Origin of the sequence: Kocuria turfanensis, assembly GCF_001580365.1 — a bacterium.
Taxonomy (GTDB): Bacteria; Actinomycetota; Actinomycetes; order Actinomycetales; family Micrococcaceae; genus Kocuria; species Kocuria turfanensis.
The window spans coordinates 1610903-1625636 of sequence record NZ_CP014480.1; the positions used below are offsets into that span (position 1 = coordinate 1610903).

General features: G+C 74.6%; 15 protein-coding genes. 9 read left to right on the forward strand and 6 right to left on the reverse strand.

The features are described from left to right. Positions 1-34 precede the first annotated feature (34 nt). Complete coding sequence (locus tag AYX06_RS07385) at positions 35-577, reverse strand: type 1 glutamine amidotransferase domain-containing protein (RefSeq protein ID WP_062735220.1); 543 nt, start codon at positions 575-577, stop codon at positions 35-37. 410 nt (positions 578-987) lie between these two features. Between AYX06_RS07385 and AYX06_RS07390 the strand changes: the two genes are divergently transcribed. The 5 genes from AYX06_RS07390 to AYX06_RS07410 all read left to right on the forward strand — a co-directional run bounded on the left by AYX06_RS07390 (position 988) and on the right by AYX06_RS07410 (position 5741). Further along, positions 988-1851 (forward strand): sulfite exporter TauE/SafE family protein, encoded by an 864-nt coding sequence (locus tag AYX06_RS07390; protein WP_062735221.1) that lies wholly within the window; start codon positions 988-990, stop codon positions 1849-1851. A gap of 139 nt (positions 1852-1990) precedes the next feature. After that, positions 1991-2389, forward strand: a complete 399-nt coding sequence (gene trxA, locus AYX06_RS07395) for a thioredoxin (protein ID WP_062735222.1) — start codon at positions 1991-1993, stop codon at positions 2387-2389. Between the two features lie 198 nt (positions 2390-2587). After that, positions 2588-3940 (forward strand): MBL fold metallo-hydrolase, encoded by a 1353-nt coding sequence (locus AYX06_RS07400; RefSeq protein ID WP_062735223.1) that lies wholly within the window; start codon positions 2588-2590, stop codon positions 3938-3940. A 210-nt stretch (positions 3941-4150) separates the two neighbouring features. After that, positions 4151-5233, forward strand: coding sequence for a HoxN/HupN/NixA family nickel/cobalt transporter (locus tag AYX06_RS07405; protein ID WP_147017488.1), 1083 nt, complete (start codon positions 4151-4153; stop codon positions 5231-5233). Between the two features lie 4 nt (positions 5234-5237). Beyond that, positions 5238-5741 carry a metallophosphoesterase family protein gene (locus AYX06_RS07410; RefSeq protein ID WP_062735224.1) on the forward strand — a complete coding sequence of 168 codons (504 nt, stop codon included), beginning with the start codon at positions 5238-5240 and terminating at the stop codon, positions 5739-5741. On the opposite strand, the gene AYX06_RS07415 is transcribed toward AYX06_RS07410, so the two are convergent. After that, a complete protein-coding gene (locus tag AYX06_RS07415; protein WP_062735225.1) occupies positions 5704-6303 on the reverse strand; it encodes a hypothetical protein in 600 nt (199 codons plus the stop codon). The two genes, AYX06_RS07410 and AYX06_RS07415, sit on opposite strands and share 38 nt — an antisense overlap. A 227-nt stretch (positions 6304-6530) precedes the next feature. Continuing rightward, positions 6531-6827: a DUF1540 domain-containing protein gene (locus AYX06_RS07420; RefSeq protein WP_062735226.1), complete on the reverse strand. Its 297-nt coding sequence runs from the start codon at positions 6825-6827 to the stop codon at positions 6531-6533. Between the two features lie 252 nt (positions 6828-7079). On the opposite strand from AYX06_RS07420, the gene AYX06_RS07425 reads away from it, so the two are divergent. Both AYX06_RS07425 and AYX06_RS07430 read left to right on the forward strand, forming a co-directional pair. Continuing rightward, positions 7080-7862 carry a cyclase family protein gene (locus AYX06_RS07425; RefSeq protein ID WP_062735227.1) on the forward strand — a complete coding sequence of 261 codons (783 nt, stop codon included), beginning with the start codon at positions 7080-7082 and terminating at the stop codon, positions 7860-7862. Then, complete coding sequence (locus tag AYX06_RS07430; RefSeq protein ID WP_062735228.1) at positions 7859-9526, forward strand: thiamine pyrophosphate-binding protein; 1668 nt, start codon at positions 7859-7861, stop codon at positions 9524-9526. The genes AYX06_RS07425 and AYX06_RS07430 overlap by 4 nt, the downstream gene beginning before the upstream one ends. A gap of 34 nt (positions 9527-9560) precedes the next feature. On the opposite strand, the gene AYX06_RS07435 is transcribed toward AYX06_RS07430, so the two are convergent. Next, positions 9561-10895 carry a hemolysin family protein gene (locus AYX06_RS07435; RefSeq protein ID WP_062735229.1) on the reverse strand — a complete coding sequence of 445 codons (1335 nt, stop codon included), beginning with the start codon at positions 10893-10895 and terminating at the stop codon, positions 9561-9563. 130 nt (positions 10896-11025) lie between these two features. On the opposite strand from AYX06_RS07435, the gene AYX06_RS07440 reads away from it, so the two are divergent. Both AYX06_RS07440 and AYX06_RS07445 read left to right on the forward strand, forming a co-directional pair. After that, complete coding sequence (locus AYX06_RS07440) at positions 11026-12243, forward strand: glycerophosphodiester phosphodiesterase family protein (protein WP_232319420.1); 1218 nt, start codon at positions 11026-11028, stop codon at positions 12241-12243. A gap of 115 nt (positions 12244-12358) precedes the next feature. After that, complete coding sequence (locus AYX06_RS07445) at positions 12359-13231, forward strand: FRG domain-containing protein (protein WP_147017493.1); 873 nt, start codon at positions 12359-12361, stop codon at positions 13229-13231. 10 nt (positions 13232-13241) lie between these two features. On the opposite strand, the gene AYX06_RS07450 is transcribed toward AYX06_RS07445, so the two are convergent. Further along, positions 13242-13454, reverse strand: a complete 213-nt coding sequence (locus tag AYX06_RS07450; RefSeq protein ID WP_062735230.1) for a hypothetical protein — start codon at positions 13452-13454, stop codon at positions 13242-13244. Between the two features lie 79 nt (positions 13455-13533). Then, on the reverse strand, positions 13534-14691 hold the full coding sequence (gene manA / locus AYX06_RS07455; protein WP_062735231.1) for a mannose-6-phosphate isomerase, class I: 1158 nt from the start codon (positions 14689-14691) through the stop codon (positions 13534-13536). Between the last annotated feature and the right edge of the window lie 43 nt (positions 14692-14734).

Here is a 14734-nt window from a genome sequence, read left to right on the forward strand (position 1 = left end):
TGCCGGACGGGGGTCTGTCGCGTGTGCGGTGCCGTCAGCCCGCGAACAGCTTCAGGGCCTCCCGGTTGAACGCCTCGAGGTCACCGGGGTTGCGGGAGGTCACGAGCCGGCCGTCGACGACGACCTCCTCGTCGACCCAGTCCGCGCCGGCGTTCTTGAGGTCCGTGGCCAGGGAGTTGTAGGACGTGAGCCGCCGGCCCTGGGCGAGCCCCGCCTCGATGAGGATCCAGGGGGCGTGGCAGATGGCCGCGATCGGCTTGCCCGCGGCGTCGAACTCCTTGACCAGGCGCAGGGCGTCCTGGTCGACGCGCACGTTGTCGGCGTTGAGGGTGCCGCCGGGCAGGACCAGGGCGTCGAAGTCATCGGCCGTGGCGTCGGCCAGCGTGGCGTCGACGTCGTAGCTGCCGGCGCGGTCCCAGTCGCCCTGCATGGCGGTGATGCTGCCCTGCTCCGGGGACAGCAGCACGGGAGTGCCGCCGGCCTCCTGCACGGCCTTCCAGGGCTCGGTGAGCTCGGGCTCCTCGACGCCGTTCGTGGCGATGAACGCGATCTTCTTGCCGGTGATGTCGGTGGTCATGCGCATACCTCCTGCTGGGTGGACGGACATGGACGGGCGGACGCGGACGGGTGGACGCGGGCGGGCGGTCACAGGGAGCCGCGGGACCGGGACGTCCGCCCCCGGTGCGGCAGCGGCTGCCGTGCCGGTCCCGCCGTGGCCTGTCGCAGGACTGCTTCTCGCCGGTGCGTCGCGGGTGCTGCGTCTCGCCGGGTCGTACCCGTCCACTCTGGCCGCAACGGCCCGGTTCGGGAAGCCTGCAGGCGGTCCGTTCTCGCACGGCGATCAGCCGGGCACAGTTGATACCCCCCGGGGTACTTGCATACCCCGGGGGGTATCTGCCAGACTGGCGTCGACCCACTGCACGGCACCCGGGCCCCCGGGTGCGCCGCACGACCCGCGCCGGACGCGGAGGCAAAGGACTTCGACCCATGACTCTCACCCTCGTGCTGACCCTGCTGCTGGCGGTGCTGATCGGGCTCTCGCTCGGACTGCTCGGCGGCGGCGGGTCCATCCTCACCGTGCCGATCCTCACCTACGTCACCGGCCTGGACCCCAAGGAGGCCATCGCGGCCTCGCTCTTCGTGGTCGGGGTGACCTCGGCCGTCAGCGCCGTCAACCACGCCCGCAACGGCCGCGTGAAGTGGCGCACCGGCCTGGTCTTCGGCGCCGCCGGCATGGCCGGGGCCTTCGCCGGCGGCCTCCTCGGCGGCCGCATCCCCGGCACCGTGCTGATGATCGCCTTCGCCCTGATGATGGTCGCCACCTCCCTGGCCATGATCCGCGGCCGCAGGAACGGGCCCGCCAGGGCCCACGACGGCGAACTGCCCGTCCTGAAGGTCGTCGCCGAGGGCCTGGTCGTGGGCCTGGTCACCGGACTGGTGGGGGCCGGCGGCGGCTTCCTCGTCGTCCCGGCCCTGGCCCTGCTCGGCGGGCTGTCCATGCCCGTGGCCGTCGGCACCTCCCTGGTGGTCATCGCCATGAAGTCCTTCGCCGGCCTCGGCGGCTACCTCACCACGGTCTCCCTGGACTGGGTCCTGGTCGGGGCCGTGACCGTCGCCGCGGTCCTGGGCTCGTTCGCCGGCGCCCGGCTCGCCGGCCGGATCCCGGAGGCCGCCCTGCGCAAGGGCTTCGGCGTCTTCGTCCTGGTCATGGGCGTCTTCGTCCTGGTCCAGGAACTGCCCGGCACCGCCGGGGCCGTCGTCGGGATCACCGCCGCAGCGGCCGGTCTGGCCGCCGCAGTGTGCTGGTTCGCCGTGCCCCGGTGCCCGCTGCGCACCCCCCTCACCGCCTGACCCGCACCGCACCGGGCCGCGGCGCCCGGCCGGCCCTGCCGCCTCGATGCCCTCCGGCATCCCCGCGCCCCCGCATCACATCGACATCCCCGAGCACCGACAACCACTCACAACCCCGAGCACCGACGAGGAGAACCCCATGGCCACCATCGACCTCACCGAAGCCGACTTCGCCCCCACCGTCGAGCACCACGACATCGTCCTCGTGGACTTCTGGGCGTCCTGGTGCGGCCCCTGCCGCATGTTCGCCCCCACCTACGAGGCCGCCTCGGCCAAGCACCCGGACGTGGTGTTCGCCAAGGTGGACACCGAGGCCGAGCAGCGGCTGTCCGCCGCCGCCGGCATCAGCTCCATCCCGACCCTGATGGCCTTCCGCGAGGGCGTGCTCGTCTTCTCCCAGTCCGGCGCGCTGCCGGCCGCCGGACTCGAGCAGGTCATCACCGCGGTGCGGGACCTGGACATGACCCAGGTCCGCGCCCAGCTCGCCGCCCAGCGGTCCGCCGCCGGGACCACCGGCCGGCAGTCCGCGCAGGCCTGAGCCGGACCGCACCGCGACCGGACCGACCCGGACCGCCATCCGGGCCGTCATCCGGGCCGTCATCCGGGCCGACCCCGACCGCCGTCCAGGCCGTCATCGGGGCCGTCATCCGGGCCGGCACCCATACCGAGGCCGCGGCCCGCGCCGATACCGTGGAGGTGTCGGGGCCCGCGCCGCACGACACCAGGAGGAACCACCATGGACATCACCGTCATCGACACCCCCCAGCTCGGCGACCGCAGCTACCTCGTGCACGACGGCACGGTCGCTCTCGTGGTCGACGCCCAGCGCGACATCGACCGCGTCGAGGCCGAGGCCGAGAAGGCCGGGGTGCGGGTCACCCACGTGGCCGAGACGCACATCCACAACGACTACATCACCGGCGGCTACGTCTACGCCCGGAAGCACGGAGCCGCCTACCTCGTGAACGCCGCCGACGACGTCTCCTTCGAGCGCACCCCGATCACCGACGGCGAGACCGTCCGGGTCGGGGAGATGACTGTCAAGGCCGTGGCCACCCCCGGGCACACCCACCACCACCTCTCCTTCGTGGTGGAGCACGGGGACGAGCAGGCCGTGTTCTCCGGCGGCAGCGTCCTCTACGGCTCCGTGGGCCGCACGGACCTGCTCGGCCGGGAGCACATGGTGGGCCTCACCCACGACCAGTACGCCTCGGCCCGGCGCCTGGCGCAGGAGGCCGAGGCCAAGGCCGCCCTGTACCCGACCCACGGTTTCGGCTCCTTCTGCTCCTCCGGGCCGGCCACCGGGGCCTCCGGGTCCACGATGGGCGAGCAGCTCGAGACGAACCACGTGTACACCGATCCCGACGAGGAGCACTTCGTCACGGAGCTGATCGCCAACCTCACCGCGTACCCGAACTACTACGTGCACATGGGCCCCGCCAACGCCGCCGGACCGTCCGCCCCCGACCTGTCCGTGCCGGAGTCCCTGGCGCCGGAGGAGCTCCGGGCGCGCCTGGAGGCCGGCGAGTGGGTCGTGGACCTGCGCCACCGCGTGGCGTACTCCGCCGGCCACCTCAAAGGCACGATCAGCTTCGAGTACGGCGACGGCTCCAGCTTCACCACCTTCCTGGGCTGGGTGTTCCCCTACGACCGGCAGCTGACCCTGGTGGGCTCCCGCGAGGACGTCGAGGACGCGATCCGCGACCTGTCCCGGATCGGCATCGACTCCCCCGACGCGGCGCTGGGCGAGGACCCGCGGCAGCTCGCCCCCGGGGCGACCGTGTCCTCCTACCCGCGGGTGGGCTGGAAGGACGTGCTCGCCGACCGCCCGGCCGACGAGCCGATCCTGGACGTGCGCCGCGCGGACGAGTACGAGGACTCGCACATCCCGGGCGCGGTCAACATCCCGCTGCACGAGCTGCTGACACGCATGGACGAGCTGCCCGCGGGGAGGCTGTGGGTGCACTGCGGCTCCGGCTACCGCTCCGGGGTGGCCGCCTCCCTGCTGGAGCGCGCCGGCAGGGACGCCGTGCACATCGACGCGATGTTCGCCGAGGCCGAGGAGTCCGGCGTCCCGCTCGAGCGCTGACCGGGCCGGGGACCGGGGGTGCGCGCCCGGTCCCCGGCCCGGCCCACCGTCGCCGGTCATCCGCCGCCTGCACTCCGCTGTCTGAACTCGGCTGTCTGAATCCGGACGCCTGTACTCGGCCGCCGGATCTCCGCAGCCTGCCTTCCAGCAGCGCCCCTCCGCCACCGGGTCGAGCACCCCGACGCCCCACCGCCCCGTGAAAGGCCTCCCGTGAGCTCCACCCGCACCTCGCACCCGTTCCGCGCCGCCCGCCCGTCCCGCGCCGGGCGGCGGGCCGTGCCGGCGATCGGCGCCGCCGTCGTCCTCCTGCACCTCGTCGGCGGGGGCGCCCTGCTGGGCCTGACGGCGGGCTCCGAGCCCGGCGGGGACGGGCTGTTCGTGGGGCTCGCTCTGAGCGCCTACGCCCTCGGGGTCCGGCACGCGTTCGACGCCGACCACATCGCCGCGATCGACAACGCCACCCGGGTCCTCATGGCCCGTGGCCGGGAGTCCACGGCCACCGGCTTCTGGTTCGCGCTGGGCCACTCGTCGGTGGTCCTGCTGTCCGTGCTGCTGCTGGCGCTGGGCCTCGATATGTTCGCCGGCGGGCTCGCGGACGAGGGCTCCGCGCTGCGCCGGGCCGCGGGCCTCTGGGGCGGCACCGTCTCCGGGCTGTTCCTGCTCACCGCGGGGTTCCTCAACCTGGCCGTGCTGCTGCGCCTGCGCCGCGCCCGCGGCTGGGCCCGGGCCGGCGCCCTGGACCCCGCGGAGCTGGACGCCCACCTCGACGGGCGCGGCGTGCTGCACCGCCTGCTGCACCCCGTGACCCGCGTGGTCGACCGGCCGGCGCGGATGTACCCGGTCGGCTTCCTCTTCGGGCTCGGCCTCGACACCGCCGCCTCGATCGGCCTGTTCGTCATGGCGGGCGGGCTCGCCCCGGACCTGCCGTGGTACGCCGTGCTGGTCCTGCCGGTGCTCTTCACCGCGGGCATGACCCTGTTCGACAGCGCCGACGGCATCCTCATGCACCGGGTCTACGGGTGGGCCGGCGTGGACCCCCACCGCAAGCTGGACTACAACCTCACGGTCACCACCGTCTCGGTCGCCATCGCCTTCGTCATCGGCGGCACCAGCCTGCTGTCCGTGCTCGCGGAGCTCCTGCAGCCGGCCGGCGGACCGCTGGCCGCGGTCACCGCCGTGGACCTGAACTTCCTCGGCGTCAGCGTGCTCGCCTTCTTCGTCCTCTCCTGGCTCGCGGCCCGCCTGGTGGAGCGGGTGCGGCGCGACGGCGACCCGCTGCCCGTGCGAGGCTGAGCGCATGGTGAAACTCCTGCTGCTCGCCGACACGCACGTCCCCAAGCGGGCCCGCGACCTGCCGGAACCGGTGTGGCGGGCGGTCGACCAGGCCGACGTGGTCCTGCACGCGGGCGACTGGGTCGACCTCGCCACGTTCGAGCGGCTCCAGGAGCGGGCCGCGCGGCTGGTGGGGGTGTGGGGCAACAACGACGGCCCCGAGCTGCGCGAGCGGATGCCGGAGGTGGCCCGCGAGACGATCGGGGGCGTGCGCCTCGGCATGGTCCACGAGACCGGGGCCGCGGCCGGGCGGGAGGCCCGCATGGACCGGACCCATCCCGGCCTCGACGTCCTGGTCTTCGGCCACAGCCACATCCCGTGGGACAGCACGACCCCCCAGGGGCTGCGGCTGCTCAACCCCGGCTCCCCCACCGACCGGCGGCGGCAGCCGTACTGCACCTACGTCACGGCCGTCGCCGCCGGCGGCCGGCTCACCGACGTGGAGCTCCTCCGTCTCCCCCGGCGCTGAGCGCCCGCAGCCCGTAGTAGCGCCGGCCCACCACGGTCCCGTTGACCCGGATCACGGCCCACACCAGCACCAGGAGCAGCGCCACGACCACGACGGGCGCCGGCACGAAGATCGCCCAGACCACCAGCGCCATGCCGGGCACGGCGAGCGCGATCGGCCAGGCGTACTGCACCATCTCCACCGCCATGTAGTCCTGCATCTCCCGCAGCACCGGGTCCTGCGGGATCGCGCCCCGGCGCACCGACATCCGCAGTCCCTTGCTCGCCCGGGCGCGGGCGTCCATCAGGTCGTTGCGGGGGGCGTCGTCGGCGCGGGTCAGGGACAGGACGATGCCGCTGAGCAGCAGGGCCGCGCCACCGGCCATGAGCCCCCACTGCGCCGGGCCGAGCGGGCCGTCCGCACCGAGCAGCAGCGCCGCGGCGATGCCGCCCAGCAGGCCGACGACCAGGCTGAGCACCGCGGCCAGGACGATCCGCCGCGCCCAGATCGCATCGAGCTCCCCGAGCCGCGGGATCTGCACGTGCGGGTGGTCGGCTCCGCTGAGCCGGATCTCCTCGTCCATGGCCGTACCGTCCTCTCGTCGTCGGTGGTCTCGGTTCGGACGCCTCCATTGTCCCGCGCCGGGGACTCCGGGGCCCGCCCCGGCACCGCCCGGAGTCCGGCCCGGCACGACCCCGGGCACCGACGCGGGGTCACCCCGGGCGCGCAACGCCACGGCCCCGGCGACGACGCCACCCCCTGGTCCCGGCAGGCTGCCGGGACCAGGGGGTGGCGTCGGGGCGGACGGGCTCAGGCCGCCTGGTAGGTGAGGCAGTCGGCCTCGTCCGCGCCGGCTCCGATCTTCACGTCGTGGGCGGTGCACATCAGGTGGGAGTTGTGCACGCACTCGGCCCGCTGGCAGGCCCCGACCTCGGCGTGGATCGTGGGCAGACCGCCCTCCTTGCCCAGCGGGATGAAGGTGCCGCAGTGGGCGTGGCCGGAGGACCCGGTCACGGTGATGGCGTGGGCCGTGCACTCGTGGTCGTGGTTGTACGAGCACTGCCCCACGCTGCAGTCGGAGACGGGAACGAACTCGGTGGTGGCCATGGCTGATCCTCCTGGGGATGTCCACGAGACCGGGCCGGTGGCGGCGGCCTCTTCGTCCTCCCAGGATGCGCCGCATCGGCGGCCCTGGATAGCACATCTTTTCGTGCCCGATTCCCGGCGGCCCGGGCCAGGTGCCCGCGCCGGGACGCCCGGGGCACAATGGCGGGGACCGCACCATGGCGAGGGCACCGGGCCCGCGACGGAGGCCACGGGCGCAGAAGGCCCCCGCAGGGGGCGGAGGAGGACCGTCCCATGCACGTCCTGACCGAACTGGGCGCGGCGCTGGCCGCCGGGTCGGTGGAGGTCGTCGACCTCACCACCCCGCTGACGCCGGAGACCCCGATCCTGCAGCTGCCCGCGCCCTTCGCCAACACCGTGGGCCTGTCCATGACCCCCGTGAGCGCCTTCGACGACGCCGGGCCGGGCTGGGCGTGGAACGACCTGCGGCTGGGCGAGCACGCCGGCACGCACCTGGACGCCCCCTCCCACTGGATCACGGGCCGGCACGGGAGGTCGGTGGACCGGATCGAGCCGGCCCGGCTCGTCGGGCCCGCCGCGGTGGTGGACTTCACCGCCGAGGCCGCGGCGGACGCCGACGCCCTGCTCGAGCTCGAGCACCTGGAGCGGTGGGAGGCCGAGCACGGACGGTTCCCGCAGAACTGCTGGGTGCTGCTGCGCACCGGCTGGTCCGCGCGCGGGGAGGATCCCGCGCGGTTCCTCAACGCCGACGAGCACGGCCTGCACGCGCCGGGGCCCTCCGTGGCGGCCGCGCAGTGGCTGGCCGCGCACCCGCACGTGAGCGGGTTCGGGGTGGAGACCGTCGGCATCGACGCCGGCGTCGCGGGCGGCTTCGACCCGCCCTTCCCCGCCCACCACCACCTGCTCGGCGCCGACAAGTACGGGCTGACGTCGCTGCGCGGCCTCGACCGGCTGCCGGTCCTCGGCGCCCAGCTGGTCGTGGCCCCGCTGCCGGTGGTGGGCGGCACCGGCAGCCCGGCCCGCGTGCTCGCCCTCGTCGAGCGGGCCGGGGCGTGACCGGCACCGTCGCCGAGCTCGTGGGCCGCACGCTCGCGCAGCTGGGGGCCGGCCACGTGTTCGGTGTGGTCGGCAGCGGCAACTTCCACCTGACCAACGCGCTGATCGCGGCGGGCGTGCCCTACACCGCGGCCCGGCACGAGGGCGGGGCCGCGACCATGGCCGACGCCTGGGCCCGCACCAGCGGGCGCGTCGCGGTGCTGACCACCCACCAGGGCTGCGGGCTGACCAACGCCGTGACCGGGATCGGGGAGGCCGCGAAGTCCCGCACGCCGCTGATCGTGCTCACCGCCGACGCCCAGGCCGCGGCCGTGCACTCGAACTTCCGGGTCGACCAGGACGGCCTGGCCCGGTCCGTGGGTGCGGTGGCCGAACGGGTGCACTCCCCCGCGAGCGCCGTGGCCGACGTCGTCCGGGCCTTCCGCCGCGCCCGCAACGACCGCCGCACCGTGGTGCTCAGCGTGCCCCTCGACGTCCAGGCCGCCGCCGCCACGGAGACCTCCGGGGCGCCCGGGGTCCCGCCCGCGCCGCGGGTGCGCCCGCACGGCGACGACGCCGGCCGGCTCGCCGCGCTGCTGGCCGCCGCCCGGCGGCCGGTGTTCGTGGCCGGCCGCGGGGCGCGCGGGGCGCGGGCCGAGCTGGCCGCCCTGGCCGAGCGCAGGGGCGCGCTGCTGGCGACCTCCGCGGTCGCCAAGGGCCTGTTCGCCGGCGAGGAGTTCGACCTCGGCATCTCCGGCGGCTTCTCCACGCCGCTGGCCGCGGAGCTGATCGGCGCGGCCGACCTCGTGGTGGGCTGGGGCTGCGCCCTGAACATGTGGACCACCCGGCACGGGCGGCTCATCGGCCCGGAGGCCGCCGTGGTGCAGGTCGACCTCGAGGAGGCCGCGCTGGGCGCGCACCGGCCCGTGGACCGCCCGCTGGCGCTCGGGGTCGTGGGCGACTGCGCGCAGACCGCCCGCGACGTCCTGGCCGCGCTGGAGGGCGCGCCCACGGCGTCGTCCTGGCGCACCCCGGAGCTGGCGGCGCGGATCGCCCGGGAGGGGCGCTGGCAGGACGTGCCGTTCGAGGACCTCTCCACGGGCGAGCGGATCGACCCGCGGGTGCTCTCCCGCGAGCTGGACGCGCTGCTGCCCGCCGAGCGGGTCGTGGCGGTCGACAGCGGCAACTTCATGGGCTACCCCAGCCAGTACCTCTCCGTGCCGGACGAGCGCGGGTTCTGCTTCACCCAGGCCTTCCAGTCGGTGGGCCTGGGCCTGGCCACCGCGATCGGCGCGGCCCTGGCGCAGCCCCACCGGCTGCCCGTGCTGGGCACCGGGGACGGCGGCTTCCTCATGGGCGTCGCGGAGCTCGAGACGGCGGTGCGGCTGGGCCTGCCGCTGGTCTGCGTGGTCTACGACGACGCCGCCTACGGCGCCGAGGTGCACCACTTCGCCGGTCCGGGCGCCGACGCCGTCCCCCTGGACACCGTCGTGTTCCCCGACGTGGACATCGCCGCGGTCGGCCGCGGCTTCGGCGCCGAGGGCGTGGTGGTGCGCACGGTCGAGGACCTCGCCGCCGTGCGCGCCTGGGCGGACGGGCCCCGGGACCGCCCGCTGGTGGTCGACGCGAAGATCGCCTCCGACGGCGGGGCGTGGTGGCTGGCCGAGGCCTTCCGGGGCCACTGAGCCCACCGGGGGCCGCGCCGGGCGCGGCCCCCGGTCAGGACGGCCCGCCGGCCGGCGCGCCGCCCGGCAGCCGGGTGATCCGGACCCGCTCCACCCGGCTGCGGTCCACGGCCAGGACCTCGAGGCGGTACCCGTCCACCTGCACGGCGTCGCCCGGGCGCGCCACCCGGCCCAGGCGGTCCATGACGAACCCGCCCACGGTCTCGTAGTGCCCCTCCGGGATGGTGAGGCCCGTCTCCTCCGGCACCTCCTGGATGATGAGCCCGCCGTCGACCAGCACGGCCTCGCCCGAGCGCAGCACCGTGTCCTCGTGCTCCCGCAGCCCGGCGTCGAACTCGTCGTAGATCTCGCCCACGAGCTCCTCGACGAGGTCCTCCAGGGTCACGATGCCCGCGGTGCCGCCGTACTCGTCGACCACGAGACCGATGTGCTGCCCGTTCTTGCGCATGGCCTGGAGGGTGCGCAGCACGTGGTTGGTCTCAGGCAGGAAGGGGATGGGCCGCACCACGTCCCGCAGGGTGCGGGGCGGGGCCTCGATCACGCCGTCGCCGTCGGCGTCGGCCTGCACGAGGTCGCGGATGTGCACGAAGCCGAGCACGTCGTCCACGGTGGCGCCCGTGACCGGGTAGCGGGAGTGCGGCAGGGCCAGCGCCGTGCGGTACGCCTCGGTGATGGACAGGGTGCCGTCGAGGAACTGCACGTCGGGGCGGGGCCGCATCACCTCGGCCAGGCGCCGCTCCCCGGCCTCGAAGACGTCCGTGAGGATCGACCGGGAGACGGGCCCGATGCCGCGGGTGTCCACCACCAGCTCACGGATCTCCTCCGCCGAGACCTCCTCCGTGACGGCGTGCGGGTCCCCGCCGACCAGCCGCACCACGAGGTTGGTGGAGGCCGAGAGCAGCCAGATGACCGGGCGCATGAGCTTGGCGAACAGGTTCAGCGGCGGGGCCAGCAGCTGGGTGAAGCCCACCGAGCGCTGCATGGCCAGGCGCTTGGGCACGAGCTCCCCGAAGACCAGGGACAGGTAGGCGATCACCAGGGTCATCCCGATCAGCGCCGCCGTCCGCGCGGCGGACTGCGAGAGCCCGGCCCGCTCGATCAGCGGGGCGAGGTCCGGGGCGATGGTGGAGGCGCCGTAGGCCGAGGAGAAGAACCCGGCCACCGTCACGCCGATCTGCACCGCCGAGAGGAACAGGTTGGGGTCGCGCACGAGCGCCGCGGTCCGGGCGCCCTTGCGCCCGGACCGCTCGATCCGGCGGATCTGGCTCTCGCGCAGGCTCACGATCGCCATCTCGGTGCCGGCGAAGACACCCCCGATCACCACGAACAGCAGGACCAGCAGCAGGTTGACCAGGGTGTCGGAGTCCATGCCGCCCACGGTACCGGCCGGCCGCGGGACGCCAGGAGATCACCGGCGCTTCACTCCGCGTCGGCCGCGCCGTCACCCGGCCCGGCTGGACTGGAGGGGCACCGTCCCCCGAACTCGAAGGAGCACCCCCGTGTCCGTTCCCCTCGTTCCCGTCCTGCGCGCCGTGACCGCCGGAGCCCTCAGCGCGGCGACCGTGCTGACCGTCGCGGCACCGGCCGTCGCGGCCCCCGCCGACGCCGAGCGCCCCCTCGTGATCGGCCACCGCGGCGCGGCCGGCACCGCCCCCGAGAACACGGTCTCCGCGTTCAAGGACGCCCGCGCCGCCGGCGTGGACTACCTCGAGATCGACGTGCAGCTCAGCGCCGACGGCGTGCCGTTCCTCTTCCACGACGACACCCCGGCGCGCACCACGAACGTGGCGGAGGTCTTCCCGGGCCGGGAGAACGACCCCGTCACCTCCTTCACCTGGGCGGAGCTGCAGCAGCTCGACGCCGGGTCGTACTTCGGCCCGCGGTTCGCCGGCGAGCGGATCCCCCACCTCGACGACGCCGCGAAGGTCGCCACGGTCAACACCGGGGTCTACATCGAGATCAAGTCGCCGCGGAACTCCCCGGGCATCGAACAGGTCGTCGCCGACGCCCTGGCGCAGGACAAGGACTGGTCGAAGCTGCTGGAGGCCGGCAAGGTCACCGTGATCGGCTTCGACGAGGCCTCCAACCGCACCTTCGCCGGCCTCGCCCCCGAGGTCCCCCTCCAGCAGCTGACCGGGTCCGTGCCCGACGCGGCCACGATCGAGCGCTGGGCGGGTTTCGTGGACTCGGTCGGCACCAACTACCGCGCACTTGACGCGGAGGACGTCGCGCGCGTCGACGCCGCCGGCCTGGACCTGGGCGTGTACACCGTCAACTCCCCGGAGGCCGTCCGGCACGTGCTCGACCTCGGGGTGGACATGGTCACCGGCGACTTCCCGATCCAGACCGACCGCCTCCTCGACGGCCTGGACCCGTACCCGGGCGACCACGGCGTGGAGATCTCCGGCGCCGTCAACGACGTGCCCGGCGACGACGTCCAGTACGGGACCGGCGAGCACGTGCTGCTCGCCAACACGGGCCCCCGCACCGTCGACGTGAGCGGCTGGATCCTGCGCGACGCGGCGAACAACGTCCTGACCGTGGGCGCCGGCTACGAGCTGGCCCCGGGCGAGCAGCTGCGGGTGTACACCGGCCCGGGCACCGACACCGACGAGGCCTCCTACAACGGCGGATCCTCCTCCGTGCTCAACAACGGCGGCGACTCCGTGGCCCTGTGGACCGACGAGGACCGGCTGCAGGACGTCTTCGCGAACTGAGCCGTCCCCGGCCCGGGACCGTTCCTGACCGCGGGTCTTCCCCGGACGGCGGGCGCGCACTACGGTGGAGCGCACGCTGTCGAGGAGGACCCGCGGAAAGGCAGGGACGCCGTTCATGGACCCGGTCATCGAGATCGCCGACGACGACCTCTACGGGCTGATCGACGCCCTCACGCACAGCGACTGGCAGCCCTCCCGCGGGCAGTTCCGGATCAACGTGGTCTACCGCGGGCACGCGCTGGCCGACCACGACCTGCACACCAGCCTGTACCGGCTCCGGGGCGGGTCCAGCGACCGGATCGAGTCCCACATCCTGCGCAACTTCCGCAAGTACGCCGCCCGGGACACCTCGCCGGGGGACTCCGACTGGAACTGGCTGTCCGTGGCCCAGCACCACGGGCTGCCCACCCGCCTGCTGGACTGGACGAACTCCCCCTACGTGGCGCTGCACTTCGCCACCGCGGACCCCCGCTGCTACGACGCCCCGGGCGCCGTGTGGTGCGTCGACTACGCCGCGGCCCACGAGCTCCTCCCCGCCGAGCTGCGCCGCGAGATCCACGCGCACGAGGCGGGCCTGTTCACCACCGGCATGCTCGGCCGGATCGCCTACACCCTCGAGGACTTCGACCGGTGCGTCAGCGGCGGCGCGCAGGCCGCTCCCCTGTTCTTCGAGCCGCCCTCCCTGGACGAGCGGATCGTCAACCAGTCGGCCGTCTTCTCGGCGATGCCCGGGGCGACCGCCTCCCTGCACGACTGGCTGGGCGAGCACCCGGAGCTCTACCGCAAGGTGATCATCCCGGCGGGGCTCAAGTGGCGGATCCGCGACCACCTGGACCAGGCCAACGTGACGGAACGGGTGCTCTTCCCCGGCCTCGACGGGCTCTCCCGGTGGCTGCGGCGCTACTACGGGCCGCGACCGGAGATGTCCCGCGTCGAGGGTCCGGCCGCGCCGGGGATGACCGAGGGCCCGCAGGCCCCGGTCGGCTGAACCCGCCGGTTCACCAGAGGTGGCGGCAGGCCCCGTTCTGGCAGGAGAACCCGGGGGCGCGCCCGTCGGGCAGCATCATCGACGGCGACGCCAGTTCGACGTCGCGCGCGGTGTCCCAGTCGTCGGGCATGATCTGGACATAGACGAGCTCGAAGCCCGTGGCGCCGCAGCGGGGGCACGGCGCGGTGGTGCCGCGCAGGCCGTCGGACGGGGTGGTGCTCATGGCGGGTCTCCCGGGGAGAACAGGCACCGGGCGCTCCGGGGCCGGTGGGCCCAGTCTAGAGGCCCCGGCCGGGGCGGCCTCAGCCGCAGGAGACGGTGAAGACCCGGGCGTCCCCGGACAGCTCCACGGCGGTGGGGGCGCCCCGGTGGAGCAGCGACTCCCCGCCGCCCAGCGTCCACTCGGCCTCCGGGGCGCGCACGACCGCGCGGTCCCCGACGGCGAGGAGCACGGCGGTCCCGCGCAGATCGAACGGCACGCTGCGGCCCGGCACGAGCTCGTGGGCGACCAGGGCCAGCCGCTCGTCCCACAGGGGGTAGACGCGCGCGCCGTGCTCGTCGGCCGCGGGTTCGACCACCTCGGGGTCGGACTGCACCTCGGCCAGCACCGCGAGCAGCTCGGGCACGTCCACGTGCTTGCCGGTCAGCCCGGCCCGCAGGACGTTGTCCGAGGAGCTCATCACCTCGACGGCCGTTCCGCAGAGGTACGCGTGGACCTGTCCCGCCGGGGTGTGCAGCGCCTGGCCGGGGGCCAAGTGCACGTGCTGCATGCACACGGCCACCAGCAGGCCGCGGTCGTCCGGGTGCCGGTCGTGCACGTAGCGGACCAGCGCGGCCACCGGGTCCTGCGGGCCGGCGGCGCGGGCCGCGGCGACGGTCGCCGCCACGGCGTCCGCGGCGGCGGCGTCGTCGAGGGTGAGCACCCGGGGCAGCACGGGGCGCCGGCCGTCGGCGGCCGCGCGCAGCCAGTCCAGGCCGAGCCGGTCGGCCGTGGCCCGCAGCCGCTCCGCCGGCTGCACGCCGGTGAGCAGCTCCACGTCCGTGAGCGCCACCACGGTCTCGGGCTTGGCCGAGCGGTCCTTGTAGTTGCGCCGCGGGTCGTCCCGGGGGATCCCCGCCCGCTGCTCGCGCTCGTAGCCCTCCTCCGCCTGCTCCGGGGAGGGATGGACCTGGATGGACAGGGGGGCGTCGATGGCCAGGATCTTCAGCAGATAGGGCAGCTCGCCGCCGCGCGCCGACGCGGGCAGGAAGCCCTCGGGGTCCTCCCGCACGAGCCGGTCCAGCGGCCGCTCGCCGCCGTCGAGCAGGACCGTCGACGGCGCGGAGGGGTGCGCCCCCACCCACAGCTCGGCCTCGGGCTCGGGGCTCGGCACGGGCTCGCCCCGCAGCCGGGCCAGCACCTCGCGCGAGCCCCAGGCATAGTGCTGGACCGGATTGCGCATGCGGAGGATCTCACCCATGCCCGTCATCCAATCACAGACCACCCGCCGGTCCGGCGGCGAC

Excerpts from the sequence above, each read along its gene's own strand:
- AYX06_RS07385 (WP_062735220.1), bottom strand. The coding sequence starts at position 577 with ATGACCACCGACATCACCGGCAAGAAGATCGCGTTCATCGCCACGAAC.
- AYX06_RS07390 (WP_062735221.1), top strand. The coding sequence starts at position 988 with ATGACTCTCACCCTCGTGCTGACCCTGCTGCTGGCGGTGCTGATCGGG.
- trxA (WP_062735222.1), top strand. The coding sequence starts at position 1,991 with ATGGCCACCATCGACCTCACCGAAGCCGACTTCGCCCCCACCGTCGAG.
- AYX06_RS07400 (WP_062735223.1), top strand. The coding sequence starts at position 2,588 with ATGGACATCACCGTCATCGACACCCCCCAGCTCGGCGACCGCAGCTAC.
- AYX06_RS07410 (WP_062735224.1), top strand. The coding sequence starts at position 5,238 with ATGGTGAAACTCCTGCTGCTCGCCGACACGCACGTCCCCAAGCGGGCC.
- AYX06_RS07415 (WP_062735225.1), bottom strand. The coding sequence starts at position 6,303 with ATGGACGAGGAGATCCGGCTCAGCGGAGCCGACCACCCGCACGTGCAG.
- AYX06_RS07420 (WP_062735226.1), bottom strand. The coding sequence starts at position 6,827 with ATGGCCACCACCGAGTTCGTTCCCGTCTCCGACTGCAGCGTGGGGCAG.
- AYX06_RS07425 (WP_062735227.1), top strand. The coding sequence starts at position 7,080 with ATGCACGTCCTGACCGAACTGGGCGCGGCGCTGGCCGCCGGGTCGGTG.
- AYX06_RS07435 (WP_062735229.1), bottom strand. The coding sequence starts at position 10,895 with ATGGACTCCGACACCCTGGTCAACCTGCTGCTGGTCCTGCTGTTCGTG.
- AYX06_RS07445 (WP_147017493.1), top strand. The coding sequence starts at position 12,359 with ATGGACCCGGTCATCGAGATCGCCGACGACGACCTCTACGGGCTGATC.
- AYX06_RS07450 (WP_062735230.1), bottom strand. The coding sequence starts at position 13,454 with ATGAGCACCACCCCGTCCGACGGCCTGCGCGGCACCACCGCGCCGTGC.
- manA (WP_062735231.1), bottom strand. The coding sequence starts at position 14,691 with ATGGGTGAGATCCTCCGCATGCGCAATCCGGTCCAGCACTATGCCTGG.